General features: G+C 57.2%; 28 protein-coding genes. 15 read left to right on the forward strand and 13 right to left on the reverse strand.

Going from position 1 to position 26,446, the window contains the following annotated elements; genetic code table 11:
• Positions 1–846: 846 nt before the first annotated feature.
• Positions 847–2,541 (reverse strand): mechanosensitive ion channel family protein, encoded by a 1,695-nt coding sequence (locus U4Y88_RS36765; RefSeq protein WP_321789902.1) that lies wholly within the window; start codon positions 2,539–2,541, stop codon positions 847–849.
• Positions 2,542–3,096: 555 nt separating this feature from the next.
• On the opposite strand from U4Y88_RS36765, the gene U4Y88_RS36770 reads away from it, so the two are divergent.
• The 6 genes from U4Y88_RS36770 (at position 3,097) to arsH (ending at position 6,596) form a co-directional block, all read left to right on the forward strand.
• Positions 3,097–3,507, forward strand: a complete 411-nt coding sequence (locus U4Y88_RS36770) for a helix-turn-helix domain-containing protein (RefSeq protein WP_321789904.1) — start codon at positions 3,097–3,099, stop codon at positions 3,505–3,507.
• A gap of 63 nt (positions 3,508–3,570) precedes the next feature.
• Positions 3,571–3,918 carry a hypothetical protein gene (locus U4Y88_RS36775; protein WP_321789906.1) on the forward strand — a complete coding sequence of 116 codons (348 nt, stop codon included), beginning with the start codon at positions 3,571–3,573 and terminating at the stop codon, positions 3,916–3,918.
• 113 nt (positions 3,919–4,031) lie between these two features.
• Positions 4,032–4,355, forward strand: coding sequence for a metalloregulator ArsR/SmtB family transcription factor (locus U4Y88_RS36780; RefSeq protein WP_321789953.1), 324 nt, complete (start codon positions 4,032–4,034; stop codon positions 4,353–4,355).
• Entirely contained in the window at positions 4,349–5,428 is a 1,080-nt protein-coding gene (gene arsB, locus U4Y88_RS36785) for an ACR3 family arsenite efflux transporter (protein WP_321789908.1), read from the forward strand. Before U4Y88_RS36780 ends, arsB begins: the two co-directional genes overlap by 7 nt.
• An 18-nt stretch (positions 5,429–5,446) precedes the next feature.
• Positions 5,447–5,881 (forward strand): arsenate reductase (glutaredoxin), encoded by a 435-nt coding sequence (gene arsC, locus U4Y88_RS36790; protein ID WP_321789910.1) that lies wholly within the window; start codon positions 5,447–5,449, stop codon positions 5,879–5,881.
• Positions 5,847–6,596, forward strand: coding sequence for an arsenical resistance protein ArsH (gene arsH / locus U4Y88_RS36795; protein ID WP_321789912.1), 750 nt, complete (start codon positions 5,847–5,849; stop codon positions 6,594–6,596). The genes arsC and arsH overlap by 35 nt, the downstream gene beginning before the upstream one ends.
• Before the next feature lie 154 nt (positions 6,597–6,750).
• Here the strand turns inward: arsH and U4Y88_RS36800 are convergent, their stop codons facing one another.
• The gene (locus U4Y88_RS36800; RefSeq protein ID WP_321789914.1) at positions 6,751–7,578 is read right to left on the reverse strand and encodes a class I SAM-dependent methyltransferase; all 828 of its coding nucleotides are present in this window, start codon (positions 7,576–7,578) and stop codon (positions 6,751–6,753) included.
• Positions 7,579–7,779: 201 nt separating this feature from the next.
• Complete coding sequence (gene nadE, locus U4Y88_RS36805) at positions 7,780–8,688, reverse strand: ammonia-dependent NAD(+) synthetase (protein ID WP_321789916.1); 909 nt, start codon at positions 8,686–8,688, stop codon at positions 7,780–7,782.
• A 384-nt stretch (positions 8,689–9,072) separates the two neighbouring features.
• Between nadE and U4Y88_RS36810 the strand changes: the two genes are divergently transcribed.
• Positions 9,073–10,026, forward strand: coding sequence for an energy transducer TonB (locus U4Y88_RS36810; RefSeq protein ID WP_321789918.1), 954 nt, complete (start codon positions 9,073–9,075; stop codon positions 10,024–10,026).
• Positions 10,027–10,269: 243 nt separating this feature from the next.
• Here the strand turns inward: U4Y88_RS36810 and U4Y88_RS36815 are convergent, their stop codons facing one another.
• Positions 10,270–10,593 carry a hypothetical protein gene (locus tag U4Y88_RS36815; RefSeq protein WP_321789920.1) on the reverse strand — a complete coding sequence of 108 codons (324 nt, stop codon included), beginning with the start codon at positions 10,591–10,593 and terminating at the stop codon, positions 10,270–10,272.
• A 398-nt stretch (positions 10,594–10,991) separates the two neighbouring features.
• Between U4Y88_RS36815 and U4Y88_RS36820 the strand changes: the two genes are divergently transcribed.
• From U4Y88_RS36820 to U4Y88_RS36835, 4 genes are all read left to right on the forward strand, one after another.
• Positions 10,992–12,026 (forward strand): LysR family transcriptional regulator, encoded by a 1,035-nt coding sequence (locus U4Y88_RS36820; RefSeq protein WP_321789921.1) that lies wholly within the window; start codon positions 10,992–10,994, stop codon positions 12,024–12,026.
• 161 nt (positions 12,027–12,187) lie between these two features.
• Positions 12,188–12,562 carry a response regulator transcription factor gene (locus U4Y88_RS36825; protein ID WP_321789923.1) on the forward strand — a complete coding sequence of 125 codons (375 nt, stop codon included), beginning with the start codon at positions 12,188–12,190 and terminating at the stop codon, positions 12,560–12,562.
• A 162-nt stretch (positions 12,563–12,724) separates the two neighbouring features.
• Positions 12,725–14,503 (forward strand): PAS domain S-box protein, encoded by a 1,779-nt coding sequence (locus tag U4Y88_RS36830; RefSeq protein ID WP_321789925.1) that lies wholly within the window; start codon positions 12,725–12,727, stop codon positions 14,501–14,503.
• Positions 14,500–15,144: a response regulator transcription factor gene (locus U4Y88_RS36835; protein ID WP_321789926.1), complete on the forward strand. Its 645-nt coding sequence runs from the start codon at positions 14,500–14,502 to the stop codon at positions 15,142–15,144. Before U4Y88_RS36830 ends, U4Y88_RS36835 begins: the two co-directional genes overlap by 4 nt.
• Positions 15,145–15,228: 84 nt before the next feature.
• Here the strand turns inward: U4Y88_RS36835 and U4Y88_RS36840 are convergent, their stop codons facing one another.
• The 7 genes from U4Y88_RS36840 to U4Y88_RS36865 form a co-directional block, all read right to left on the reverse strand.
• A complete protein-coding gene (locus U4Y88_RS36840) occupies positions 15,229–16,554 on the reverse strand; it encodes an MFS transporter (protein WP_415774556.1) in 1,326 nt (441 codons plus the stop codon).
• Between the two features lie 142 nt (positions 16,555–16,696).
• The gene (locus U4Y88_RS36845) at positions 16,697–17,347 is read right to left on the reverse strand and encodes a response regulator transcription factor (RefSeq protein ID WP_321789930.1); all 651 of its coding nucleotides are present in this window, start codon (positions 17,345–17,347) and stop codon (positions 16,697–16,699) included.
• 243 nt (positions 17,348–17,590) lie between these two features.
• A complete protein-coding gene (locus U4Y88_RS36850; protein WP_321789932.1) occupies positions 17,591–18,127 on the reverse strand; it encodes a carboxymuconolactone decarboxylase family protein in 537 nt (178 codons plus the stop codon).
• 93 nt (positions 18,128–18,220) lie between these two features.
• Positions 18,221–19,249 (reverse strand): alpha/beta hydrolase, encoded by a 1,029-nt coding sequence (locus U4Y88_RS36855; RefSeq protein WP_321789934.1) that lies wholly within the window; start codon positions 19,247–19,249, stop codon positions 18,221–18,223.
• Positions 19,250–19,324: 75 nt separating this feature from the next.
• Entirely contained in the window at positions 19,325–19,735 is a 411-nt protein-coding gene (locus U4Y88_RS37830; protein ID WP_408583375.1) for a DUF3331 domain-containing protein, read from the reverse strand.
• Between the two features lie 41 nt (positions 19,736–19,776).
• On the reverse strand, positions 19,777–20,802 hold the full coding sequence (locus U4Y88_RS36860; RefSeq protein ID WP_321789936.1) for a LysR family transcriptional regulator: 1,026 nt from the start codon (positions 20,800–20,802) through the stop codon (positions 19,777–19,779).
• A 194-nt stretch (positions 20,803–20,996) separates the two neighbouring features.
• Positions 20,997–21,356, reverse strand: a complete 360-nt coding sequence (locus U4Y88_RS36865) for a response regulator transcription factor (RefSeq protein WP_321789937.1) — start codon at positions 21,354–21,356, stop codon at positions 20,997–20,999.
• A gap of 214 nt (positions 21,357–21,570) precedes the next feature.
• Here U4Y88_RS36865 and U4Y88_RS36870 point away from each other — a divergent pair, with 214 nt between their 5' ends.
• On the forward strand, positions 21,571–22,827 hold the full coding sequence (locus U4Y88_RS36870; RefSeq protein ID WP_321789940.1) for a sensor histidine kinase: 1,257 nt from the start codon (positions 21,571–21,573) through the stop codon (positions 22,825–22,827).
• Between the two features lie 48 nt (positions 22,828–22,875).
• Here the strand turns inward: U4Y88_RS36870 and U4Y88_RS36875 are convergent, their stop codons facing one another.
• Both U4Y88_RS36875 and U4Y88_RS36880 read right to left on the reverse strand, forming a co-directional pair.
• Entirely contained in the window at positions 22,876–23,286 is a 411-nt protein-coding gene (locus tag U4Y88_RS36875; protein WP_321789942.1) for a hypothetical protein, read from the reverse strand.
• A gap of 92 nt (positions 23,287–23,378) precedes the next feature.
• Positions 23,379–23,747 carry a BON domain-containing protein gene (locus tag U4Y88_RS36880; protein ID WP_321789944.1) on the reverse strand — a complete coding sequence of 123 codons (369 nt, stop codon included), beginning with the start codon at positions 23,745–23,747 and terminating at the stop codon, positions 23,379–23,381.
• A gap of 440 nt (positions 23,748–24,187) precedes the next feature.
• Between U4Y88_RS36880 and U4Y88_RS36885 the strand changes: the two genes are divergently transcribed.
• The 3 genes from U4Y88_RS36885 to U4Y88_RS36895 form a co-directional block, all read left to right on the forward strand.
• A complete protein-coding gene (locus tag U4Y88_RS36885; RefSeq protein WP_321789946.1) occupies positions 24,188–24,988 on the forward strand; it encodes an SDR family oxidoreductase in 801 nt (266 codons plus the stop codon).
• Positions 24,989–25,225: 237 nt separating this feature from the next.
• A complete protein-coding gene (locus U4Y88_RS36890; protein ID WP_321789948.1) occupies positions 25,226–26,062 on the forward strand; it encodes an alpha/beta hydrolase in 837 nt (278 codons plus the stop codon).
• A 66-nt stretch (positions 26,063–26,128) separates the two neighbouring features.
• Positions 26,129–26,446: catalase (locus U4Y88_RS36895; protein WP_321789950.1), on the forward strand; the 318-nt coding region annotated here is incomplete at its 3' end.

The following is a 26,446-nucleotide window of genomic DNA, read 5'->3' on the forward strand; positions in this document are numbered from 1 at the left end:
ACAATCTATGTGTAGGCGGTGCGCAAGGTTGGGCGCACATGGAGGCAGGTTTCACCGATTAAAAAAGGCCGGGTTAAATCGGCCAGAAACACATGCGTCGGTTTAGAAGTGCCGCCGCACCTTGCGTATAGTTTACGTCAACGGGAATTTTAAATTCATAATATAAATTCATAAAGTCGGAGTTAGGTGAAGTAGGCCGGTTCGTTTGCAGGCGGATGCCTGGAAAGGCTTGGGGAGTTCGCCGTGGTTTGCTGCTCACGTTTGATTGCCGTGACGCCCATCTGGTCTTGCATGAGCTGGCCTTCGAGGCGTTTAAGGCGTAATGCCGCGATGGCCCAGGGCGGAATCGCCGTTTCGCCATCGAGCTAGCGTTGGACGGTACGCTCATGCCGGTTGAGCATCCGGCAGAGATGCTTCGCAGGGATGCCGGGGGCCCTTTGATTTCCGAGCGATTTTCCGGCTACCCCGCGCTAGGGCTGGAGAGGTCTCTTCTTTCGGGCCTATATAAATCTTCTTTCTAATCAGATATCTGCTGAGTCCCTCTCTCGGACAGCCATACCCTTGGCGCCGGCGAGTTCGCTGCAGCGCCGTGCCTTCGTTTAGGGTGGGCGCAGGCGCAGTTCTGGTCGGTAAGGCGAGAGTCGTTTCATGAGCGGCCGCGGATGAGGCGAGAGGCCCATTCGACCCACTGCTGCCGGTCGTGCCGTACGAGATTGAAGGGCAGCTATCAAAAGTCGAGCAGTCACTTGGTGCGCTGGATCAAAGACGAATGGTCGGCCGGAATACGATCGGCTGCGCAGGGTTGGCCTTCGTTACATCTGCATTCTTTGCGCCTGTGCGCCGCTATCACGCGCCTTTATGCGTGTTCTCCGTTATGGGACGATGGTTAGCCGTCACCCCGCCCTCCTTTTGATCGGACGATGCCGGTGCCGCATACCAATGCGCCTGCGGCACAACCTTCGGTTCGTCGGGGTCGCCCTCGTAAGCAGGAGTCATGATCTGCACGCCGTACTCGTTGAAAACATCGAGGATGTGCCGGTGCAGGTCCGCATTGATCCCGGCGATCACATGCGGGTCACGGATATAGACATTCAGTTCGTAGGTGACCGCGAAGTCCCCCAGCTTGATCAGCAGGATGAATGGCTGCGGCTCCCGTAGCACTGCCGAAGTTCGTTCTGCGGCCACGCGCAGCATCGCCTCCACCTGTCGCCAAGGGGTCTCGTACCCGATTCCAACCGTGGTGTGGAGGATCAGTCCCCGGGTACCGGCCATGGAGCTGAAGTTTGTTACGTCGCCGTTCAGGATCTGGGAATTGGGAATTGTGACCTCTTCATTCTTGACGGTCCGCAGGTGGGTCACCTGGAGGCGGATGGAGATCACCTCGCCGGTCACGTCCCCCACCTTCACCCGGTCTCCGACCTTGAACACCCTTCGATAAGTCATCAGGTAGCCGGCAATAAGATTGGAAATCGCTGTCGAAGAGCCGAGAGAGAGCACCAGACCGATGAAGATGGAAATCCCTTTGAAGGCGCCGGACTCGGAGCCGGGGATGTACGGGTACGCGACAATAAGCGCGAAGGCCAGGATCAAAACCCGGACAAGCTTGTACGTCGGGAGGGCCCATTCCGGCTCGAATTGGGTAAAGGCGACCCGCTTCTGTTCCACTGCGTCGAAGAAGTACCGGATCCGACCCAGGACGAACCGGGACAGGTAGTAGATGACGGCCAGAACAAGAATGTCGGGGATCGTGGCCCCCACGGATTTCCCCATATGCTCAACTGCGTCAGAGGCGAGGGCGAACAGGCCGTTGGAGATGGATCGGGTCCAGGGAAACAGCGCAAGTACGTAGTGCAGGTAGGCATACACTGATGCAACAATCGTCGCGACGCCAATCACACGCATCAGGCCATGAAATACCCTCCAGATCGTCTCGGAACGGAGGATCTCAAAAGACTGGATGCCGATGGCGTGGACACGACTCTTCAGAAGTTGGGAGAGCGCTTTGTCCAACCACTTGTTGAGCATGAGCAGAACTGCGATCACCAGCGCTAGCAGGACCGTAGCTCCAGCGCCATACATCACAGCTTTGAGCAGGACGTCGCTTCTACGGGACTGCCGGTATTCGTCGATGGCCCGGCGGATGCGCATCATAATTAATGTGACGAGATGGTCGCGGCTCGTGTGTTCCAACTGGGCGTCCGCTTCGCTCACAATCATTAGCGTGGCTTGCCCCGCCATGATCATCGTGACGTTCTCTACAACTTCAGCGCTCAAACCGTCGCTCGGGAATGAGGGGTCCGCCGCAACCTTTTCTATTCGTCCCCTGATAGCCTCCGCGCGCTCCGAGGCGGGAAGAGCCGAAACCCCCCGGACCCTGAACAGGAGCTGGCCGTCGATCTCAATCGGGGCCGTTTCCAGCGCCGACTCAAGGACGAGGGGCGTTTCCGGTCGCGCTTCCTCACTTGCAGCCTGAAGCGGAGCGGCCAGTATCATGAGCAACACCGCCAACACCGCCGCGAGAACGGGAAATCGGAAGGTCATTGTTCCCTCTTCTGCCAAAAAAAGCCGTCATCGGCCGTGTCTGATTCAGAGGCTCCTCGCCGGTCTTCAATCTCACTTGATGTGCGTCAATCGCTTCTTGCGCTACGCTCAGGGTTTGTACTGTGGCGGTGGAGATTTAAGTGGCGGCCACTAAACGGAACGGCCGCTTGTCGCTGCAAATGCGACGCCAAAGTGACCTACCCGCGGTGCGAGCGAATGACGCAACGTGGCCGGCTACCGACTCATGCGTAGCGCAGGAGCGCGCTGCGGCGGCGGACCGGCTACTCAGCGCGACCCGTTGCCGTCCTTCGCACTCTTGACGCGAACGTCTGCTAATTGCGCCGAAACTGCCGTTGGATCGCGCTCGCAAAATCGGTCGGTTGAGCTTCCGCTTTGAAGTCGTGCTGCAGGGTCCAAGGGAGGCGGTGAAGCTAGATGGCCTCGACTTCCCGGGCACGCGTGAACTCGCGTGGTTACCTCAGATTCGGTCCGATCCCGATAGCGCGGTCATTGGGAATGGTGAATCATTAGGGGAGGTTCAGGGAGAGAGCGACGATGAGCGCCAACAACATTATGAACGGCCCGCGGTGGTCGGGCCGCCGCGCGCGTGCTGCGCGAATGCTCGCGGCAGGAGTTAACATGACGCGTGTCGCCGCCGCGCTCGGGCTGAGCCCGGCGACGGCACGACGCTACGAAAGCGTTTTTGCGGCGGGTGGGGTGGATGCATTGCTGGCGCTTGGCGACGTCGGACGGCAGCGCCGCCTCGGAATGGATAGCCTCGCGCGGCTTATTTGTTCCGTCAGGCAGACGCCGGCCAGCGTAGGGCTCGCGGGAGAGTCCTGGACGAACTCGCTCGTTCAGCAGTTTATTGAGCGGGAGTTCAGTGTGACCTACTCGCTTTCCCACATCAATCGCCTGATTCGCGACAATGGGCTACAGCACTGGCTACGTCAAAGCCCGAAGTGAAGCAGTGAGCGCGTTGGGCATGGAAACTACGCAGGCGTGCAGAACTGCGGAGGAGCGGGTTCTATGGATGGGGAAGCGAAAGCCGAGCTGCTTACGTTCCTTGTCGTTGGTCAGTTGCTTGCGCGTGTGCGAAGCGGTGAGTGGTTGCGAACCGATCATCTGATCGAATCCTGTCAGATCTGGCTGTCGTCGAACGGAGCACGTTGCGACTGGCTGGAGCGGGCAAAACTGGTGGAGGCTTCCAGGCACCTCGCCGACGAAGCATACGCTTCGCCGTTTCCTCGTGATGAAGCGGACCTGGTCAAACTCTTCAATCTGGATGGTGGTTGGTTTCTCGACTACAGATCCTGCGTCGTACGGGAAATGCACGGTTTGTGCGTCGCATATCTTGGACTCGCTAACAGCCGATGACCGAGTGTGACCCTGGGCGGCCACTTGAGCTGGATTCCCTGTTGACTGCTCCCAAGTTGGGAGGTGGGCTGAGCTATCTTGCCGCGCTCCATTATTTCGAATATATTGGAAATATGGAAGAAAAAGATATCGTTCGTGCCCTGGCGGCGCTCGCCCATGACATGCGCCTGCGCGTGTTCCGGATGCTGGTCGTCGCCGGTCCAGAAGGGCTGACGCCCGGCACCATCGCTGCGCAGCTCGACGTGCCCAATGCGACACTCTCCTTTCACCTCAAGGAGCTAATGAACGCAGGGCTGGTCACGCAGGAGCGTGATGGGCGCACGCTGATCTATCGGGCCGCCTACGACCAGATGAATGCCGTCCTCGGTTTCCTCACCGAGAACTGTTGCAAGGGCCAGCCCTGCCTGAGCCCGGGCGCAGGTTCGTGCCAATGCTGAACGAGAACGCCCCCAGCATCGCCACTGCGCGCCAAAGCGCGTCAAAACCGGCCATCGGCTTCTTCGAGCGCTACCTGACCGTCTGGGTCGCGTTGTGCATCGTCGCGGGTATCCTGCTCGGCCAGACGCTGCCGGGTGCTTTTCAGGCGATCGGCCGCATGCAATATGCTCAGGTCAATCTGCCGGTCGGATTGCTGATCTGGGTGATGATCGTGCCGATGCTCGTGAAGGTCGATTTCGGCGCGCTGCATGAGGTGCGTCAGCACATCAAGGGCATCGGCGTCACGCTCGTTGTCAACTGGCTCGTCAAGCCGTTCACGATGGCGTTCCTCGCTTGGCTTTTCATCAAACACCTGTTCGCACCGATGCTGCCCGCCGCGCAACTCGACAGCTATGTGGCCGGGCTGATCCTGCTGGCCGCTGCGCCCTGCACGGCAATGGTGTTCGTCTGGAGCCGCCTGACCGGCGGCGATCCGCTCTTTACGCTGTCGCAGGTGGCGCTCAACGACAGCATCATGGTGGTCGCATTTGCGCCGCTGGTTGGCTTTCTGCTCGGCATCTCGGCGATCACCGTGCCGTGGGCGACGTTGCTGACCTCGGTCGCGCTGTACATCGTCATCCCCGTGATCCTTGCGCAGATCCTGCGCAAGATGCTGCTTGCGCGCGGTGCGGCGGCATTCGAAGCGGCAATGGCGAAGATCGGCCCGTGGTCGATCACTGCGCTGCTCGCCACGCTGGTGCTGCTGTTTGCCTTCCAGGGCGAGGCCATCCTGAAGCAGCCGCTCGTGATCGTGCTGCTCGCCGTGCCGATCCTGATCCAGGTGTTCTTCAATTCGGCGCTGGCTTACTGGCTCAATCGCGCGGTCGGCGAGAAGCACAGCATCGCCTGTCCATCCGCGCTGATCGGCGCGTCGAACTTCTTCGAGCTGGCCGTCGCAACCGCAATCGGCCTGTTCGGTTTCAACTCCGGCGCGGCGCTCGCGACGGTCGTGGGCGTGCTGATCGAAGTGCCGGTCATGCTGCTTGTGGTGCGTATCGTCAACCGTTCGAAGAACTGGTACGAGTGCGCCTGAACGTTTGGGAAACATGCAATGAGCGAAGTTACCATCTACCACAACCCGGACTGCGGCACCTCGCGTAACGCGCTTGCGATGATCCGTAACGCGGGTATCGAACCCGTCGTCATCGATTATCTTAAGAACCCGCCGTCGCGCGAGAAGCTCGTTGAACTGATCGCGAAATCGGGGCTGAGCGTGCGTGACGTGCTGCGCGAGAAAGGCACGCCGTACGCCGACCTGCATCTGGACAACCCGGCGCTGACCGACGACCAGTTGCTCGACGCGATGATGGCGCATCCCATTCTCATCAACCGTCCCTTCGTGGCGACGTCGATAGGCGTGCGCCTGTGCCGTCCGTCCGAAGTCGTGCTCGAGATCCTGCCCGACGCGCAACGCGGCGCGTTCGCGAAGGAAGACGGCGAAGTGGTGATCGATGCGGAGGGCAAACGTGTCCGCTCCGGTAACTGATCTCGCCACTGAGCTTCCGCAAGTCGATGCGGCGCTGTTTCGCGTACCCGATATCCAGCGCCTTCAGGCAACGAAGGCCTCCGCGCAGGCGCCCCGTATCCTTCTGCTTTACGGTTCGCTACGCGAGCGCTCGTTCAGCAGGCTGCTGAGCGAAGAGGCGGCGCGTCTGCTCACGGCCATGGGCGCCGAAGTCCGCACCTTCAATCCGAGCGGCCTGCCGCTGCCCGACGACGCACCCGACACGCATCCCAAGGTGGCTGAACTGCGCGAACGGGTGCTATGGTCCGAAGGCATGGTCTGGTGCTCGCCGGAGCGTCACGGCGCGATGACTGGCATCATGAAATCGCAGATCGACTGGATTCCGCTTTCGGTGGGCGCAGTGCGGCCGACGCAGGGCAAGACGCTCGCGGTGATGCAGGTGAGCGGCGGCTCGCAGTCATTCAACGCCGTCAACCAGATGCGCGTGCTCGGGCGCTGGATGCGCATGCTGACCATCCCGAACCAGTCGTCGGTGGCCAAGGCGTTCATGGAGTTCGATGAAGCCGGCCGCATGAAGCCTTCGGCCTATTTCGATCGTGTCGTGGATGTGATGGAAGAGCTGGTGAAGTTCACCTTACTCACGCGCGATATCGGTCCGTATCTGGTCGATCGCTACAGCGAGCGCAAGGAAAGCGCGGAAGAACTAATGAAGCGCGTGAACCAGTCCGGTATCTGAGCCGCGCCATTGGCCGCGATCGAGTACGGAGCGGTCATTGAGCGTTGCGATGTCGATGTCCGGAATTGGCCGGCTACCGACTCATACGACGCAGACGCGAGCTGCGGCGGCTGCTCGTTCAATGTGACCTCGACGCCGTCCTTTAATCTCGCAGCTAAGCAGCAGTGGCCTGGACAAGGCGCAGCCCCCATCCTGTCTGCAACTTGCCGTCTTCGCCTTGCATCGGCGCAAACGCCGCCAATAGCTCGCTCTTGAACTGCGTGCGTGCCGTCTCCGGCAGCCGGTCAGCATCGTAGGTGTCCAACATGTCTAACCAGAGCTGCTCGGGTGTGGGCGTCCAGCTGATTTCGATGTCTTCAAAAGCGACATCAACAAAGTCAGCCTTTAGTAACTCTTGCCAACCCACTTCACTGCGTGTACGCACGTCACCGAGTCGTAACTGTTCGAGCTGTGTCTGCGCAATCGGCTTGAATATATCCGAAAAGACCTCCCCGACCTTTCCAGTCAAAAAGGTCCTCCCGACGATAGCAGCAAAGCTGCCGCCATCACTCAAGACGCGGCGAATCTCTCGAACAACTTGTTCAATATCATCCATCAGCATGAGAGCCATGTGCGACAGCACGTAGTCCACCGAGCCGCATTCGAGCGATATTTCCTGCGCACGCTCATTGAGCAATCGTATTTCGCGCGGCAATATTCTCCGAGCCGAGCTCAACTCCCCATCGCTCATGTCTATGCCGATCAGCCTCGTTGCCGAATGGCCTCTGTCGTTCAGAATCTTCAGCAGTGGTCCATCACCACATGCCAGGTCCAGAACGGTTCGCGACATCGCGTCATTCGGCACACGATTCGCCAGTGCGTGATAGGAGGAGGGGTATGCTGCCTGCACGGATCGTGCGGGCTGATTGCCAAAAGCTCGACGCGTTGCTCCTGCCCGACGCCGGTGAAAATCTTTCAAATAGATTTCTGCGTGCGAGGTCATTCTTGCGCCATTTGATAGTTAGTTGGTTGGTGCACTCGTGACGTTCGTATCCCGAACCCGACGGGGATTGTCGACGAACTAGACCACTATGTCGAATGTCTCAAAATGGCCGCGCACGGACTCATGCGGTTTGTATCGATATGTCAGCGCCGGCCGACCGGCTCAACGCGACTCGGCGGTCCGGGTGCTCATTCGCTCGTCTCAAGACGAAGGGCGCGTCTGAACCGCATCGGTCGGCTTGCCACAGTGCAAAGCCTTCTCTGGCCAATCAAATGGGGTATAGGGCAAGGCTCGCTTGTGTCGTGTCGCTTCATGGAAGCGCAGCACCGTGTCGTAGATCGCAGTGCTCACAGGCTTGCATTCCAGGAAGTCGTCGATCGAGTCGTAGGGAATGCCGTAGGCATCCTCGTCTGGCCGTTGCGGGCGTAGCATCTCAAGATCAGCCGTCGGAACCTTGTGCGCGATTGCCTCGGTAGCGCCGAGGGCGATGGCGAGTGCGCGCACTCTTCGTTTGTTCAGGCCCGCGAGCGGCAAAACGTCGGCACCACCGTCGCCGAATTTGGTAAAAAATCCCATCACCGATTCAGCGGCGTGGTCAGTGCCGATCACCACGCCTTCGTGCGCACTCGCAATCGCGTACTGCGCGGTCATCCGTTGACGCGCCTTGATGTTTCCGTGGACGAAATCCTGGTGCTTCTCGTCGGTGAACACCGTGCCGCTTTTGACCAGCGATTCAAGCATTGCGTCGGCGGCGGGTTTGACATCAACAGTTAGCGTGTGATCGGCGCGTATGAATTTGAGTGCCTGTTGAGCATCTGCCTCGTCCCGTTGAACGCCGTAAGGCAGGCGTACGGCGATAAACCTCGCATCATAGCCATTGGAGCGAAGACGTTCGACCGCAAGTTGCGCGAGCCGACCCGCCGTCGTGGAGTCAACGCCACCGCTAATGCCGAGCACATAACTGCTCAGGCGATTTTCGCGCAAGAATTCCGTAAGAAACGAGACACGCTGCTCGATTTCCCGTTGCACATCGAAAAACTCTGCAACGTGTAGCGCGGCGGCTATACACCGTTGAACGTGGGCTCGATCAATGAGGTCGGGTTGGTCCATCGGCAGATCCTCCGCAAGGGATTGTATTCACTCGGCTTGCCGGATGATAGCGCGCAGAAAATCAGTGTGCGCAAGCAAAGAGTCGAGGTAACGGCGCCGTGATGCCTCTGGCACTCCCGATTGTCGACGATCGCCACTGCGACCTCGAACGTCTCAAATTGGTTGAATCCGCCGATTGTAAGCAGTCGCACGAGACAGCCACTTACGGCCGCTGGACGGCAAACGCTGAGTGCGCAAATGCGATGAGAGTCAAGATCCGTCAGTCGCTCCACGAAGGTGCGCCCGGCGCCCAGATAGCCGCGTACCGGAAGTGTTATCTTGACGAGGTCCGCGCATATTCCTCTGCGTGGATCGTCAGTGCCTGATGGGAACAGGGTGAATATCGTGAAACGAACGATCCTCGCAGCCGCGCTGGTGCTTGCTGTAGTGGCGACCCACGCTCAATCCGTCGTTACCCAGCACGGAAACCTCGTCTACGTGAGCGCATCCGGTGCGACCGAACTGCTCACAGAAACGGGCGCTGACGGTAGTCCGGTTATATCCCCGGATCGCACCCAAGTCGCTTTCACGCGCCTGCGTCCTCGCGAAAATACAGATTCGAATGATCTTAACAGCGGCTCTCTAAGCGACGTGTACGTGATTCGCATATCGGACCATGCGCTCACGAAGATCGTTACAGCGGCACATTCGGCGCATCCGGAGAACGAGCTATCTGGCATCAACTCACTTAAGTTTTCTCCGGATGGCTCGACGCTCTATTTCAGCACAGCAGCATGGGTGACATCTGGGGCGATTCACGCCGTCCCGGTTCAGGGCGGTCACGAGCGGTTCGTCACAAACGGCAATGGATTCGCGGTTGTCCAGCACGGCAAATACGCAGGCTATCTCGTGGCGAACCAACATCGATATATGGAAGGTCATGGATCGTGGGATCCCTACGTCTTGATAAGCCCAGAAGGCAAGGAAATCAAGGTGCTAGGGGAATTCGACGGCGACCAAACACGCGCCGAGATGGCGGCGCTTCAGAGCGTTGAGGGGAATAGTGCCGCACTTCGGCCGGCCGCAGATGCCGCAGGTTCTGGCTACTCGGAAAAGGTTCAGCGGCGCGTTCGCCCGAATATCGTCTGGGCCGGCGAAACGCAGAACCTCGAAACTATCCTGGAAGTCCATTGTGCGCCATCGGGCACGCTGCTTTCCGTAACGATCACGCGTAGCAGCGGCAATTCCAAGTGGGACGACGCTGCGTTGCGCGCCGTTAAGCGGTCGGACCCGATGCCACAAGATTCCTATGGAAAAACGCCTGCGAGTTTCACGATCATGCTTCGCCCGGCAGGCTAGGGCGTGGCCGCCCGGTGACGGCCATCGCGCTTCGCATGCTGAAAAATCACTGTTCGCAGTGCTGAGAGACTGGGCGCGACTGACCCGATCCGACCCTGTATAGCGGTCAGCCGAACAAACGCGTGGCAAATGACCGAAACGCCATTTAGAGCTGCCGTTGTGGTGTGGCATGCCCTCTGCCATGTCCACGTCTTGACGGTGTTGGCCGCCGGGACTAGACGTCTCAGATACTGGAGCGCTTTTTCAACCGCATTGCGCTAAAGAGGCAGCCGAGTAGCGCACGCCCCCACCAAGGCACAACGCCATGTGCGCTCCTGAGACGGGCCACCAGTGGAAGCACTGGGCGACCAGCCCCGCCCCAAGGGTCCGCCCCATCAGCCGGGAGATCGCGACGATGGCGCTGGCTCCGCCGCTGCGCGCCCCGGTCGCTCCGCTCATGATTTCGCGCATGTTCGGCGACTGAAACAACCCGAACGTGACCACGCGTTCTTTCAACGAAATCCAGCGGGCGTTCATTCCGGCGCAGGGGCGGTTTGTGGTCGAGGGGAGATTTTCTGCGAATTGCATATCCAAGTCGTGCAGCGGGCGAAGGCTGGTCGGTGGCACGTGATCCGACGGCGACCGCTCTACTTGCGATTTTGGTTAACCTCTTCTAGCCCTTCAACGGTCGTGCGGGTTATGACCTCTAGGCCGGCACAAGATGCAAACTGAGGAAGTTGCTTCTACAAAGCCAGCAGACTGGCATTGCAATTCATCCGCTCGCTTGCTGCTATCCGTTGGTTTTCACGGAATTGGAACCGTACGAAGTCTGGAAAGTCCTATCGTCGAAGAGGCTGGTCGACGGCTGCGCCTCATTGGCTAACACCATCGTATAGGGCGTGCTTCCGAGTATCTGATATTACGCGCCGAGTGACTTCATTAGACTGTTTCCGACATCTCTTCACGCTACGATCTCGGAGAACGCTATGGATCGCACTTTGCACGCTATGTCGGTGTTTAGCCACGTCGCACGTACTGGTAGCTTCACGGCCGCAGCAGAAACTCTCGGCATCAGTGCGGCTTCCGCCAGTACGCTTATACGGCAGCTGGAAGGGCACCTCGGTGTGACCCTGCTCCAGCGTTCGACGCGTTGCGTACGCACGACGACGGAAGGCGATGAGTATCAGGAACACTGTGAGCGAATCCTGGGCGAGATCGAAGAGATGGCGCAGCACCTCAACGGAGCTGGCAAGGTCGCACGGGGGCGACTAGCGGTTGACGTTGATCAGGAAGTTGCCGACAGCATCCTGCCTCTCATGCCCACATTCCGATCAGCTTATCCAGAGGTCGGGCTGCGGCTGGATGTCGGCGGTGAAGCAGAGGGTTTGATCGCGAATGGAGTTGATTGTGCAGTAGTGGTCGGTAATCTTTCAGATTCGTCGCTGCGTAGCCGGCGCGTGGGCGAGTTTCATGCCGTAACGGTCGCGAGTCCAGCATATCTGGCAACAGTCCAGCTTCCGAGAAAACCAGAGGATCTTCAACACCTCGAGGTTATCCATTACAGTCCGCGTCGCTTCGGACCTGCCCGCGAGTTTCGCTACTTGCAACACGGAGTTGAAACCAGAATCCGGCTGTCCGAGAAGATATCGGTTGCGGATGCGCGCTCTGCTGTGAGATATGCCGTCGAGGGTTTCGGCATTGCGCAGGTTTGCGAGAGGATGGTGGCAGAGGATCTTGCGGCTGGACGACTCATCAGCATTCTCGACAGCTACGCACCATCGCCGTTGCCAATTTCGGTGCTGTATGCCGATCGGCGACAAGTGCCGATGTCGATTCGCGCGTTCATTGACTGGATCCAGGGAAAGCTTCAACAGAGACAGGAGGCTGAAGTGCGTGTCGCCTCTGTAGTGGACGCACCGGGCATGGGCAAGCCGTACTGGAGCGCAGAAAGCCACCGTGTCTCAATGCGAGTGCCGTCGAGAGCACCGGAGCGCGTCAGCACGTTCGTCGCGAATGCGTAAGCCTGTGGACTATCGCCTAAACCTGACTCGCAGCATAGGTGTGCTTATACACAAGTATAGTTTTCGCGCGCACGTTGGGGGCATAGGATCGCGCTCGGACCTTGGCCTTGCACGCGCTCATGTTTGATATCGAAAGGACTATTGCTCAAGGACCGTGTTGTATGCCGAATCCAAGTGTTGTTTCGATTGTCGACGATGACCAGTCGTTGCGCAACGCTACTAGAAGCTTGCTCAGATCGTTGGGATGGGATGTTCGCGCCTACGAATCAGGAGAGGCGTTTCTGGACGCAGACACGGTCGTGGACGTTACCTGCATTGTTTCAGACGTGCAAATGGGAGGTATCACTGGGCTGGAGATGTATGAAATCCTTCTCCAGCGCGGTCCTGCCCCACCCATCATCTTCATAACGGCGTTTCCGTCTGAGGAAACGTTTAGACAGGCCCAAAAACTTGGCGCGATCTGCGTGTTCAGCAAGCCGATAGACCCCGCCAGGATTCAACAGTGTTTGGACGAACTCGTTTCGGACGACGACTGATGACTTGATAAACCAATTCGCCACCATTTACCAGGCTAGCCTATGGATGATGATCGTCAGCGGAGCCGTTTGCGCACACTGCGAGCCGGTGCCAATAGAGTGCAGTCCAATTGCGCCGATGATGGTCGCGTCATGTCCGTTAGCGTAACCGAGCGAGCGGCGATGAAACGACAACGACTGATCTATTCGATCGCAATCGTGCTTGGCGTCGTAGTGTTTGCGATCGACGTAACGATGCCTGTCAATGTTGAAGTCGCCGTCCTGTATGTCGTTGTAATATTGATGATTGCATCGGCAGCGTCACAGTTGTTGACGGTCGCAGCGGCTTGGACATGCGTTTCGCTCACGGTACTTGGATTTCTGCTGGCCCCAAGCGATCAGACTGCTCCTGCATCGCTCGCAAGGTGTGTGGTCAGCGTGCTTGCGATCATCACAGTGTCAGCGCTCGCGCTGCGCAATCAAAGCAGTAAGGGAACGCTGCAGAAGCAGATTGATCTTTTGAACCTTACTCACGACGCAATCGTTGCCTATGACCTTGAGGGTCGCATTACATTCTGGAGTCAGGGCGCACAGCGCCTGTATGGGTGGCATGAATCGGAAGTATTGGGAAAGGATATCCATGAGCTGACGCGGACTGATTCTGCGCTTCCCGTTGCGGAACTAGTGAAGGGCGCTCTGGAAAGCAGTGGCTGGAAAGGTGAGCTAACCAGGAGAGCAAAAGATGGACGCTCCGTCGTGGTATCTAGTCGCTGGAACGTTTCGCGTGACAAATGGGGGCAAGCTGTCGCGATTCTCTCAACGGACAGCGACATCACTCAGGCAAAGTCTCTTGAAAGTGAATTGCGACGTCAGACGGACGAGCTTGCTTCGATAGTCGATGCGATTCCCGCAATGGTCTGGAGTGCGTCGGATGCAGGTCGGCTGTTTTATCGCAATAGGCGATGGTCCGACTTTGGGGTAGACGTCGGTGCCGACGGAGTCGTATGGCGTGACATTCTGCATCCGGAAGATATCGACGCCTTCGAAACCGAGTGGCGAAATGCGCTGGCAACCGGTGAGAGTTTCGAGGTCAGCGCGAGGGTGCAACTCACTGGCGGAGAGTATCGCTACATGATTATCGGCGCCGCGCCGTTGCGAGATACCGATGGGCGGATTCTAAGATGGTACGGCGTAAATACGGATATTGAAGAGCGTCGTCGCGCCGAGCTTGCTTTGGAGAAATCTAGAGCCGAGCTCGCTCACGTTACACGCATCACAATGCTTGGGGAACTGGCTGCGTCCATCGCTCATGAGGTTACCCAGCCTCTGGCCGCAATCGTAACCGCAGGCGAAGCAGGTCTGCGATGGCTGAATCGCGAGGTGCCGGATCTCGAAGAAGTGCGCTATGGCATAGAGCAGATGACTCACGACGCGAAGCGCGCGACGGAAATTATTCGACAGATCAGGAGTATGGCAAAACGGCGCGACCCGGACACCGTCGTACTTGAACTCAATGCAGTCGTTGAACAGTCCGTGGGCCTTGTACGTCGAGAACTTAAGAGCCACAGCATCGAGGTGTCTCAGTCGTACGCGACAACGTTGCCGGTCTGCGGGGATCGCGTGCAACTTCAGCAGGTCATTATCAATCTCCTGATGAACGCGATTCAGGCGATGTCCAACGTGCACAACAGCGAGCGCAGGCTGGTTGTGTCAACACAGTTGCTGGACAACGGCATGGCTCAGGTCAGTATTGAGGACTCGGGCGATGGAATTCCTGAGGAGCATGGCGCGTCGTTGTTCGCGCCGTTCTTTACGACAAAGAAAGAAGGGATGGGAATGGGACTTTCGATTTGTCGCTCGATTGTTGAAACTCATAGAGGTCGGATCTGGGCTCTGTCACATAAAGGAAGAGGTGCATTGATGCAGTTCGTACTACCCTTGCGAGATGAGGCCGCCAAATGACCCTGCGTACAGATCACAGTGCGGGGAGCACGATCGTATATGTGGTCGACGACGACGACTCCATTCGCACCGCACTTTCAATGCTGTTCCGATCGGTCGGTCAGAGGGTAGAACTATTTGCGTCGACGCAAGAATTTTTGAATTTCGAACGCCCCAATGTGCCGAGCTGCCTGATTCTTGATGTTCGACTAAAAGGGCAAAGCGGGCTTGCGCTACAGGAGCAGATAGTCGGTGCTGACGTCGAACTGCCAATCATTTTTATTACCGCCCACGGCGACATAGCGATGTCAGTGAAGGCGATGAAAAACGGTGCATTTGATTTCCTCGCAAAGCCATTCCGTGACCAGGATATGCTGGACGCGATACAAAGCGCGTTGTTGAGAGACGAGGCAATGCGCAAATCTCATAGCAGAACAGCAGATATTCGACGTCGCTACGAAACGCTTACGCCACGTGAGCAAGAGGTCATGAAATACGTTGTCTGCGGACTGTTGAACAAGCAGATCGCGGCTGAGATGGGATTAAGCGAGATCACGGTAAAAATTCATCGTGGTCAAGCGATGCGAAAAATGGAAGCACGCTCTCTTCCTGAACTCGTGCTTAGTGCAAATGCGCTTGGACTACATCCCCGGGAGGAATAGTCGGGAATTTTCGTTGTGGCGACATAGAAGGGAGATGACGTCAAAATTGCGGTAGCCTGGCTGCTGGCGCCGCAACGGACGTTGTTACCGATTCACGAGTTGCTTGGGCAACAGCAACGTCAGGCAGAGGCCGGCGAGCAGGCAGGCGATCATGCACGAGACAGGAAGCGCGAAGCCGCCTGACGATTGTTTTAGAATCCCGACGACGTACGGTCCGAAAAACCCCCCGATGTTTCCGATAGCACTAATCCATGCAATCCCGCTAGCGGCCGTACTAGGTCCAAGGACAGCGGTTGGCATTCCCCAAAATACTGGGGGCATGGAAAGCAGTCCAGCATTCGCAATGCAAAGTGCTATAACTGTCAGCCAGAGGTTGTCGCGCCAAACCAGTGATAGCGCAAGGCCAGCGGCGGCGATCAGGAGCAGGGCAGCCGTTTGCAGTCGTCTTTCCCGACGGCGATCCGCATTGCGTCCCGCTGCAACCATTACGACGACGGCTGCCGCATTGGGCAGCGCGGCGATCAGGCCGATTGTGAAGTCGCCCTGCACGCCAAGCGATTTGATGATGGTCGGTGCCCAGAGGGTGTAGCCGTAGATCCCAAACACATCAAGAAAATAGATCAGCCCGAAGGCCCAGAAGACCCAGCTTGCGAACATCTCATTATGATTCGCTGTAGCGGCAAGCGCTCGGTCCTCGGCAAGTGCTTTGGCGAGATATGCCCTGTCTGCATCCGTCTGGTGTTGACTTGCCGTTACGTCATCTTCAAGATATGTCCAGCAAAGCCACGCCGCACCGAATGCTGGCAACGCTTCGACAATGAGCATCCACTTCCAGCCAGGCAGCGTCGCCACACCATCCAGATACTCCATGATGAATCCGCTTAGCGGGGATCCGATCAACCCAGCTAGTGGTAGCGCGGCGTAAAAGGCGGACAACGTTCTAGCGCGATGAAATCGTGGAAACGACTGTGAAATGTAGTAAACAATCCCAGGTACGAGGCCGGCCTCTGCTACGCCCAGAAGGTATCGCATTACATAGAATTGCTTCGGCGTCTGAATGAATGTTGTTAAGACCGAAACGACTGCCCATGACAGGATAATGCGCGTTAGCCACCGCTTGGCGCCGACCCGTTGCAGGATCATGTTGCTGGGTACTTCGAACACTACATAGCCCAGCGCAAAGGTGCCTGCCCCGAAGCCGAACACTGCATCTGTGAAACCCAGATCGACGCTCATCTGGAGCTTCGCGAAGCTCACGTTGATACGATCGACATACGCCGCGACATACGCAAACATGAAGATGGGGAGGATCCGAAGTGCAAGATGGCGGGAGATACGCTCTTCCCGAATCCCATCCTCCAATCTCCCCGTCTCCACGGAGCCGGTTGATCTCGTAGCGTTCAAATCCAAAGCGTTTCCCCGATCATTGAAACAACGAAAAGTATTCCCGTTTGTGAAAATATTCTGAAGCAGTTTTTGTGATAATTCTATTGCGGATGACGTGCCTGGAATCGTCGCAATCGCACCGACTGCGCTGCTGAATTTCTGGCGATCAGGTCTCTGGCATGATGGGCAATTCGATGCCAAGCGCCCCAGTTTTTCTCACGAGATCGGCGAGAGAAGACGCACTCATTTTTTTCATGACAGCGGCGCGGTGCAACTTCACTGTAATTATGCTCACGCCCAACCATGCAGCAATTTGCTTGTTCAGTGCTCCCCCTACAACGTACGAGAGAACCTCGCGCTCACGTCGGGTCAATTGCTCATACGCACGTGTGAGTACAGTTTGAGTCTGCATCTGTTCACGCCGTCTCTCATCGATGGATAGCGCGCCAGTGACTGCATCGATTACATCCTGGTCAGAAAATGGCTTCACCAGAAAATCGAGTGCACCGCCTTTCAGTGCCCGTTTGCACATATCAACATCGGCAAAACCGGTAATGAAAATAATAGGAATATCCGGTCGATCAGTGACTTGTTGCTGGAACGCCAAGCCGCTCTCTCCGCGTAGCCGGACGTCGAGTAAGAGGCAACAGGGAGCATCGGCCAATGGGGTCGCCCGAAACTCCGCGGTGCTCGAGAATGACTGGACATTTAGGCCGACAGAAAGAAGAAGATGTGAAAGTGAGCGTCGAATACCTTCGTCGTCGTCAACGAGATAAACAGTCGAGACGAATTCGAACCTTCCGGGACCGGATGACATTGCACAAACTCCACAGACGCATTCTTTGAAGATCGCGGAACGCGGGCGAGAGAAATTACGCAAGCACGGTGTGGTCCTGCGAAAGCGATTGAAACGTGCCAGCTCCACGGCCAGTTGATGGTACACGAATCATCATGTAGCCGGACTGTAATCCAGGGGCAATTGCACGACGAAAAGAGTCATGTTTTCGGCCAGGATGCGCAAGGGCGCCGTGAGTGGCACGATAGTGCGATGGTGCTTATATCAATCGATTTTCGGAAAATCGAGGGCGGTGTCGTTGACGCGGTTTAGCAGATTGGTAAAAGTGATCGAAGTAATGACCAGGATAATCTCGATCACCTGGCGCTCGCTGTAGCCAGCTGCAAGTAGGGCTTCCAGAACGTCTGCTGGGACGGTATCGCGGCTCGCAACAACGGTTCGTACGAATGCAAGCAGCGCATCGCGACGAGGGTCGCCTACAGCTTGGCCAGCTCGGATATTCTTCATGAGATCGGACGTGAGGCCTGCCTTCTTGCCAAGCATCGTGTGTGCGGCGAGACAATAGTTGCATCCGGACAGGGCACTCACGGCGAGGCGGATCACTTCGACGTCCGCAGCCTCAAGTGAACTCGCTGAGATCACAGCGTCGACGTTCAGCATCGCCGAAAGTCCTTGGGGGCTGTGCGTTCCGATGGTTGCATATGCGTTGGGGACCTTACCCAGGGCGGCCTTGATCCGGCCGAATATCGCAGCGGCCTCGCCGGTAGCCTCGCTAGGCTTTAGCGTTGTCAATCGTGTCATGAAAATCTCTCCGTGTTGTTGGAAGCAAGGCAGAATGGCCGGCTGAGTGGCGAGCGGCGGCGAAGCTGACGTCGCCGCTGTTGCGCTCGCACGTTACTTGTGAAGTTCTCGGCGCAGCATCGCGTTGGCTTGACGGATCGCTGCGCGCGCGGCCGGTGTATTTGACAGTGCATTGAGCATCACGAAGTCGTGAATGCTACCGAGATAACGCACCGCAGTAACGTCCACGCCAGCCTGCATGAGCTTGTGCGCGTAGGCCTCCCCTTCATCTCTCAGGACGTCGTTTTCGTCGGTAATTACGAGTGCGGGCGGCAGACCTTGAAGATCTGCAATTGTTGCCTGCAGCGGAGATGCCGTGACTTCGCTGCGCTTGGAGACATCGGGCAGATATGCGTCCCAGAACCACTTCATCGCGTTCTTTGTGAGCCATGGGCCCTGGGCGAACTCCTGGTACGAGCCGTCCTCGAAGTTCGCATCGGTGACCGGATAGAACAAAACCTGGAACCGGAACTTCGGGCCATGGCGTTGTTTGGCAAGAATGCTCACCGCTGCCACCATGTTGCCGCCGACGCTGTCGCCCGCGAGTGCCATCCGCTGAGGATCGACGCCCAGTTCTTTTCCGTGTTGCGCAACGTATGCAGTTGCTGCATACGCTTGCTCGATGGCGGTCGGGTAATGGGCCTCTGGCGAGCGGTCGTAATCGACGAAGACGACCGCCGCGTCCGAGCCGTTAGCGATTTCACGCACCAGCCTGTCATGCGTCGCAGCATCACCCAGCACCCAGCCGCCGCCGTGAAAGTACATTACGACGGGCACCCCCCCCGCGGACTTCTTTGCTGGCTTGATGATGCGGACCTTCACATCGCCGGTAGGTCCTACAGGAAAGGTGCGATCTTCGACTCGGGCAGGGAGCGTGGATACAGGGGTGCTTTGCGCACCCAGTAGAACGTTGCGTGCATCACTTGGCGACAACGTGTAAATCGGGGGCCCGCCTTTGGCCGTCAACGTATCGACGAATTCGCGGGTTCCCTGTTCCAGCACCGGATCAGCCCATGCCGTGGTCGCGGAGATTGAGCTGGCGAGTGCCAGGGCAAGTGGTAACGCAGAAATGAGTTGCTTCATCCGTTTTCCTTTGGTTGTACCAATTTAATTGGGTCGATGTTATGGAGTGTTGATTAGAAGATAAATTGACCTTCGCTAAAAACTGATTTTGCTCGCGAGTATCATTCGATCCCAGTTCGCAGGCAACGCGTTGCGCTTCACGCGCGGGCGGAAAACTTCGTCACCCTTAAAAATTGGGGTACCTGTCAAGACACAGAGAGCATTCCGCTTGGCGTAAGCAAGCCGCCATGTTTGTTCGCCGTAATGTCCGGAGCATGCGTCACTCCAAAGCACCGTCAGTGCGTGAGAGGATGGTCTATCGAGTACAGAGGCGCGGCACGGAGGCGTCTGGGTTGGCGTGACGGCAACTTTTCGTGATGAGGCTCTGCTCCGACGGACACGAATCGTGAGTTCACGGTCATAGGCATCATTGAATGTCGAGATGACGGTCGGCAATAGTAGTCTCACCAATGCCCGCTGGACGATGTGTTCTTGCGTTTCCTGCACCGTGTGCTCCTAAAAAGAGGCGACAACATGGTGAAGTTATGTCAGGCTGCGATTTCAGTTGCCGACGCGACGAAAGCCAATCGGCTGGTAGGCTGATCAGCTGATGCAATGTGGCACATCGGCCGTTGAGGTTTGTCAAGGCTAGAATCGGGAGGCGCAGTATTGTGGCGATGCGCGGGAGCCTTTAGGCTAGCGGCCGTCCAGTCCATGAACGCGTGTAGCGCCATTGACACATGTCGCTGATTTGCATAGACGCAGGATATCGGCGATGCCATTGGACGATGATGGACGAGTACTTCTTCTAGTTGTCCCGCGCGCAGGTGCGGTAACGCAATCGGCTCGGAGATCTGTGCGAGTCCCGCGCCGCTAAGCACGCATTGCAGGACAGCCGCAGCATCATTTAAGCAGAGTCGGTCAGACGCCTTGACCGTCACATCGCTTCTATCTCCCGCAAACCGGAGAGGTTTGGGATTACCAAAACGGCGAGGCGAGTAACGCACGACATCGTGATCTACGAGCGCCTCTGGACTGTTTGGGATAGCACGTCGTGCGAGGTAAGCAGGGCTGGCAACAGTAATTGTCCGCATGACGCCCACGTGGCGACATTTGAACGATGAATCGGAAAGGCTACCCACGACGATTGCACAGTCGACTCCGTTGCTAATCAAACCATCCGGGTCTCCTCCGACGGCGATCTTCAAGTCGACATTGGGATAGGCTGCGCTGAATTCGGTTATTTTTGGGAGCAGCACACAAGCGACCTCTTGATCAATGTCGACGCAAAGACGCCCTTGCGCGACATGCCGGGTGCTTCTCAGTTCTTGGGTCATGTCGTCAATCTCAGCGAGGACCCTTACGCAATGTTCGTAGTAACGTGCGCCTTCGGCCGTAACACGCAACGCGCGAGTTGAGCGATGCAGCAAAGCGACGTCGAGATGCGATTCGAGTTGACGAACGACTGTGCTGACAGACCCCGTGGCGACACCAAGCGCTTCTGCAGCAGAAGTGAAGCTACCTAAGCGGGCGACATGCACAAAAACCGACATCGCGTGTAGAAAACGATCCATTTTTTCTCCGCCGAAGGTAAACCTGAATTTGATTCACTCATTTTATTTGGCGGGCTTTGGAAATTCTATTGGACCGGTGGCAATGTCTGCTTATACCTTTGTATGAATATGTCGACCGCGAGGCGACCAATCGAAATCGGCATGTAAATTGAAATTCAGCTGTGAGGGCGGTGATGTGATATGGTTTTGAGGACCTATCTCAATATGCTGACGACAAGGGCAACGAGATCTTCGGGATCTATCGGCTTTTCGAGGAGCGCCACGCCGTATCGGGCAGCAATCGACCGGTCATGGGGTGTCGCATTGCCAGAGACGAAGATGAAGGGCGTGCGAGACCCTGCCATCCGTAACTGCGTGAGCAGGGCTGTCCCGGACATTCCGCGCATTTGAACGTCGCACACGATGCAGTCGGCTTTAGGCTCGATCTCGAAGGTCAGGAAGGCTTCGGCGGAGTCAAAAGCATGGGCGTCGTGACCAAGCGAACGTACTAGCGTCATGGTCGACAACCGGATCGAGGTTTCGTCATCAATGACGCAGACGGTTTTTGGAGGCACGAATTTTCTCGCAGACGCCCACCTCAGAATCAGATGCCGATTGGGCGAGGCTTCATATAGTGCAGACTAACTTGTGGCCGAGCGAGAAGGCACTATCCTAAGGTATAGTGGCGGCTCTACTTTGGTTCGGAGTATTCGATTCATCGAGTCGGAATTTACATGCTCCAGATTTAATTAATTCCATCGCCTGATATCTTTTTACCGGATGCCGAAGATGAATTTCTCTCACTCCCACGATGATGAGCGATTTGAGGAAGAGAGAGCGTTGCAATTCGATCTGTCCAACTATCAGCTCTTCCTTTCGGCACCGATTCCGATTATGGTTGAAGACTGGTCGCGCGTTTATCGGGCGATCATGGAATTGCGCCGCAGTGGCATAACGAATCTCGATGTGTGGTTCGATTCAAATCCACAAGCTGTGGCCGATTTGAGGGCGCTGCACTCTTTTGTCGAGGCCAATGATGCCGTCGTGGAGCTATTCGAAGCGGGAACGAGAGGTGCTTTTTTCGATCGCGCAAAACAATTGCTTCCCGCCGACCGTACTAGCAACATCGCCGTTTATCGGGCGATGTTCGAAGGGCGGGATGCGTGCCAAGGCGAGCGCACTCTGGTTACATTTTCTGGCAAGCGGGTGCCGATCGTGTGGCGATGTTCCCTTCCCAGGCATGAGGACGGTTATCGTCGGCTCTGTTTCTATGGGTTTGACGTAACCGCGCAAACGGAAAGCAACGATCGCATGCAGGCAATGCGAGCGGAAATGGCGCGATCGGCGCGCGTCTCGTTGTTCGGGGAAGTGGCGGCCTCAATCCTGCACGAAATCAGCCAACCGCTTTCGGCTACACGCACTTCTGCAGACGCCGCGTTGCGGTGGCTGCAAAATGACTCTCCAAATATCGAACAGGCGACCGAAGCTATCCGGGATTCAGCACGTTGGGCCCGAGATGCGACCGAAATCTGCAGAAAGATCCGTGGTTTTCTCGGGAAGGTTCCAGTTCATTCCGTCGTGTCATCAGCAAGTGGCGTCGTCGAAGCGGCGGCTTTTTTGATTTCGCCGGAGGCAAATTCAAAAGCCATCGCTTTCGACCGGCGCCTGGACGCAGATCTCTCGATCTTTGCTGATCCTCTCCAGATTCAGCAGGTTCTAGCGAATCTGCTGTTGAACGGCGTTCATGCGATCGACTCGGCCGACGGCGGCGAACGGCGACTTACTGTTGTCGCTAGCAGGACCAGTTCGGATGAGGCGCTGTTTGAAGTAAGAGATTCGGGAGCTGGCATGACTGAGGAAACGCTATCCTCGCTCTTTCAGCCGTTCTTTACAACCAAGGCGTCCGGCATGGGAATGGGCCTTGTTGTTGCGCGTTCTATCGTCGAAGCCCATGGAGGCCGCATCTGGGTGGAGAGCAATCCCGGTTTCGGGACCAGCTTCTTCTTCACGCTGCCCATATCCGAATCGCTCTACGCGACCCGTTAGCCGTCGGGTCAACCGCGTGCAAGCAATAGTTCTGGGACTTTCCTTCCGCTATCGCATCTCGTGATCGGGTGCCCGTCGAAGGAATCGTCGCGAGCTCAGTGCGTCAACCGATGCAAAGATCCCTTGAGGAAAGAACGCCCGGGCGACATATCCTGCGAACATCGCATAGATAAAAAAGTCGAAAAACTCGACGGTGTTCGCCAGAGCGAGACCGACAATGTTCGCCGAAGTGAGACGTGCCTCGGGATGCTTGCTGACGCTGTGATACTCACGTTCAGTTGTCGGGTCGGTCTGGGGAAGGTAAGCACTCCTACTTTGCGGTTCGGGAGCGTGAGTCATTGGGGGACTGATACCGCCTCCAGGTTGTGGGAGCAGTACCGGAATGATAAAGGCTAATTCCGGGATAAGCGCGATCAGATTCTCAAAAAACTGCGAAAACAGTTTCTTCGAGATCTGCATTCTCAACCATCTTGCCGGACTGGATGGTATGCGAAGTTTAGGGAGGGGCGTGTGCGCACTCGCACACGCGATGCCCCCGCCATTCACCTCCTTTAATGTCCTGCTTCTCCCGGCACGAGATTGTTCGTCACCGACGTCACGCCAGCGATCTGCGTCGCGGTATTGCCTGCAAGTTGGACCTGCTCGGTATCCGGTACATGTCCGGACAAACTGATGACGCCATGGCGTGCCAGAACAGTGATGTTGACGGTCTGCAGCCCCTTCGTTTTCGTTAGTGCAGTGCGAACCTGTTTGGCAAGGGCACGATCGGCGGCGCGCTGAGCCTTCTTTTGGCTCTTCGCGCTGTCATGTTCCGCGACATGCGTTGCAATCGGCGCAGAGTAATTCTCTTCGGCAGCATGAGCCGGGATGCCGAACGCGAGATAGGTCACACACAGGATGGAAGCAAGCGACTTCTTCATTTGAGACTCCGATGTCTGAGGTGTAAATCTGAAAAGGCGGAGGGTGTTGATGCCCGACGAAATGGTACGCATGTCGATAAGTGCGCTCAATGGCTCATAGGCGAATACAGCATTCATAGATTTCGAGGTAGTAAATATAAATGCGTGCGTTTAAACCTGCCGACAGTTGCGCGGCGCCTCATGGGACATCACGCATGTTTCCCTGACGTCACATAAATACGGTTCCTCGTTGTGTTTGATGTCTCACCAGATTTTTCCAATGCAGCTTGAGTCTTCAGTGAGACTGAATTCTCTTTATGCCCGCGACCGGTTGATCCGCGCGGTCATGGGCCAATAGACTTCGAGGCATCAGACAAAACAGATCGGGTCGCCACGTCTCCCATGTCCAGCGTCCGCCCCGGGGCCGTCTATTGCACCTAACTCTCATGGAGAGAAAAATCATGGCACATGCACAACTAGGTACCGCGCTGATCACGGGCGCATCGTCAGGGATTGGCGCTGTTTACGCAGAGCGTCTCGCCCAACGCGGCTACGACCTTATTCTCGTTGCACGCAATCGCGACAGGCTCGACCGGCTTGCACAGCGCATTGGCAATGAAACTGGGCGAACGATCGAGACGATCGTGGCAGACCTCGGTGATCGGAGCGCACTCGCGGTTGTCGAGACGAAGCTCAAAGAAGACGCGAACATTAACCTGCTCGTGAACAATGCTGGCGTTGGCACGCATAAACCGCTGCTCGACAGCGATGCCGATGCCATGACAAAGATGATCGGTCTCAACGTGACGGCGTTGACGCGTCTGACATACGCGGCCGCCCCGCAGTTCGCGGCCCGTGGCGCTGGAGCGATCATCAACATTGCATCCATTGCGGCCATAACGCCCGAACTGCTCAATGGCGTCTACGGCGGCAGCAAGGCGTTTGTTCTGGCGCTGAGCCAATCTCTGCATCACGAACTGGCCGGCAAAGGGGTGCGAGTTCAGGCGGTGCTGCCTGGCGCAACGGCAACGGAATTTTGGGAGACCGGTGGCCTTCCGCTGGAAAATCTTCCCAAGGAAATTGTTATGTCCGCGTCCGACATGGTGGATGCTGCTTTGACGGGCTTTGATCTCGGCGAACTTGTGACGCTTCCGTCGTTGCATACGATTGCGGCATGGGACCAGCTCGAGGCATCGCGCGGCGCGTTGGTGGCTCAGCTTTCCAACAACACGCCCGCTCCACGATATTCCGTCGAGCAATAACGCCAGTTGATCTTCATCGCCCGACCGATTTGTCTCCCGTGAGCTGCATGATCGGCTTAGAGCGGATGGAGTCGGCATGCTCGCGGATGAAGGGGGCAGGCAAAAACGCGCTCACGCAGCGGGTGCCCAGAGCACGTATGAGCATCGTGAGTCGCGACCATTTTAAGCCGGGCCGTTCGGGAATCTCCCGGAACGGCTGGCTGCGGTATCTCATTCGCACAGAGGAGATTGGGCGACGTGAGTCAAAATGAGTTCATTGGAAGCAGCGAATCGCAAGCGCTGCTCGAAGAGCTGGCGCGCCTTTTCATGGCCGTGAAGAGGAAGGCACCCGGGAGGCTTGCTCCGGACGTCGACACTTTCACGCTTAAAGTCCGCGCACCCCTGGATTGGCTGGACGGACCTGAGGTTGAGGTTCGGGTCCATCGCCGCGGCAAGGGCAAGCCGGCCTTGCTTGTACATGGCTGGCAGAGTCAGGCAGCAGAATTGGACGCTCTGTCAGGCGCTCTTGTACGCGCGGGTTTCGAAGTCTGGATGCCGGACTTGCCCGGACACGGATATTCGAGCGGCGCTCATCTGAGCTTGCCTCTTGCCACATCTACGCTCACCGAGGTTCAGACGCTTGTTGGCCCGTTTTCTTACGCGGTTGGGCATTCATACGGTGGCGCCAGTGTTGTGCATGCCGTGGGACAGCAACTTAAGGTCGACCGCGTCGCCGCACTGGCGCCGCCGATGCATTACGGCCATTTTGCGAGGAGTTTCGCTGTCAAAGCAGGACTTCCCGCGCCCTCGGTTGCTCTATGGCTTGACCAGCTATTCACGATGACTGGAACCCATCCTGACGAAATCAGCTTTGAGGGGCACGTCACGGAACTGTCGCAGCCAGCGCTTCTCCTGCATGGCACTGACGATCAAATTATTCCATACACCCAATCTGAGGCCGTGGCCTCTATCTGGCCGAAGGTGGTCTGGATACCGCTCCCTGGTGTTGGGCACTTCGATTTACCGAGAGATCCGAAAGCACTCGACTATGTGATCGACTTCGGACTTGGGAAGCCTCTCAATTTCACGGAATAACGCGCGCAATCGCGCACACCAGCAGAATTCTGGTTCGCTGGCCCCACAAATGCAAAGTTCGAAAAAATGACGGATAAGATACTTACGAATGGTGCCGGCGCTCCGGTAATCGATAACCAGAATTCGCAGACTGCCGGCCCGCGCGGCCCCGTGATGCTCCAGGACGTCTGGCTGCTCGAAAAGCTCGCGCACTTCGACCGCGAAGTGATCCCCGAGCGCCGCGTGCACGCCAAGGGCTCGGGCGCGTTCGGCACGCTCATGGTCACGCACGACATCTCGCGCTTCACCAAAGCCAAGGTGTTCGGCGAAGTCGGCAAGGAAACGCCGATGTTCATGCGCTTTTCGACGGTCGCGGGCGAGCGCGGCGCCGCCGACGCCGAGCGA

Source organism: Paraburkholderia sp. J94, assembly GCF_905220285.1.
Taxonomy (GTDB): Bacteria; Pseudomonadota; Gammaproteobacteria; order Burkholderiales; family Burkholderiaceae; genus Paraburkholderia; species Paraburkholderia tropica_A.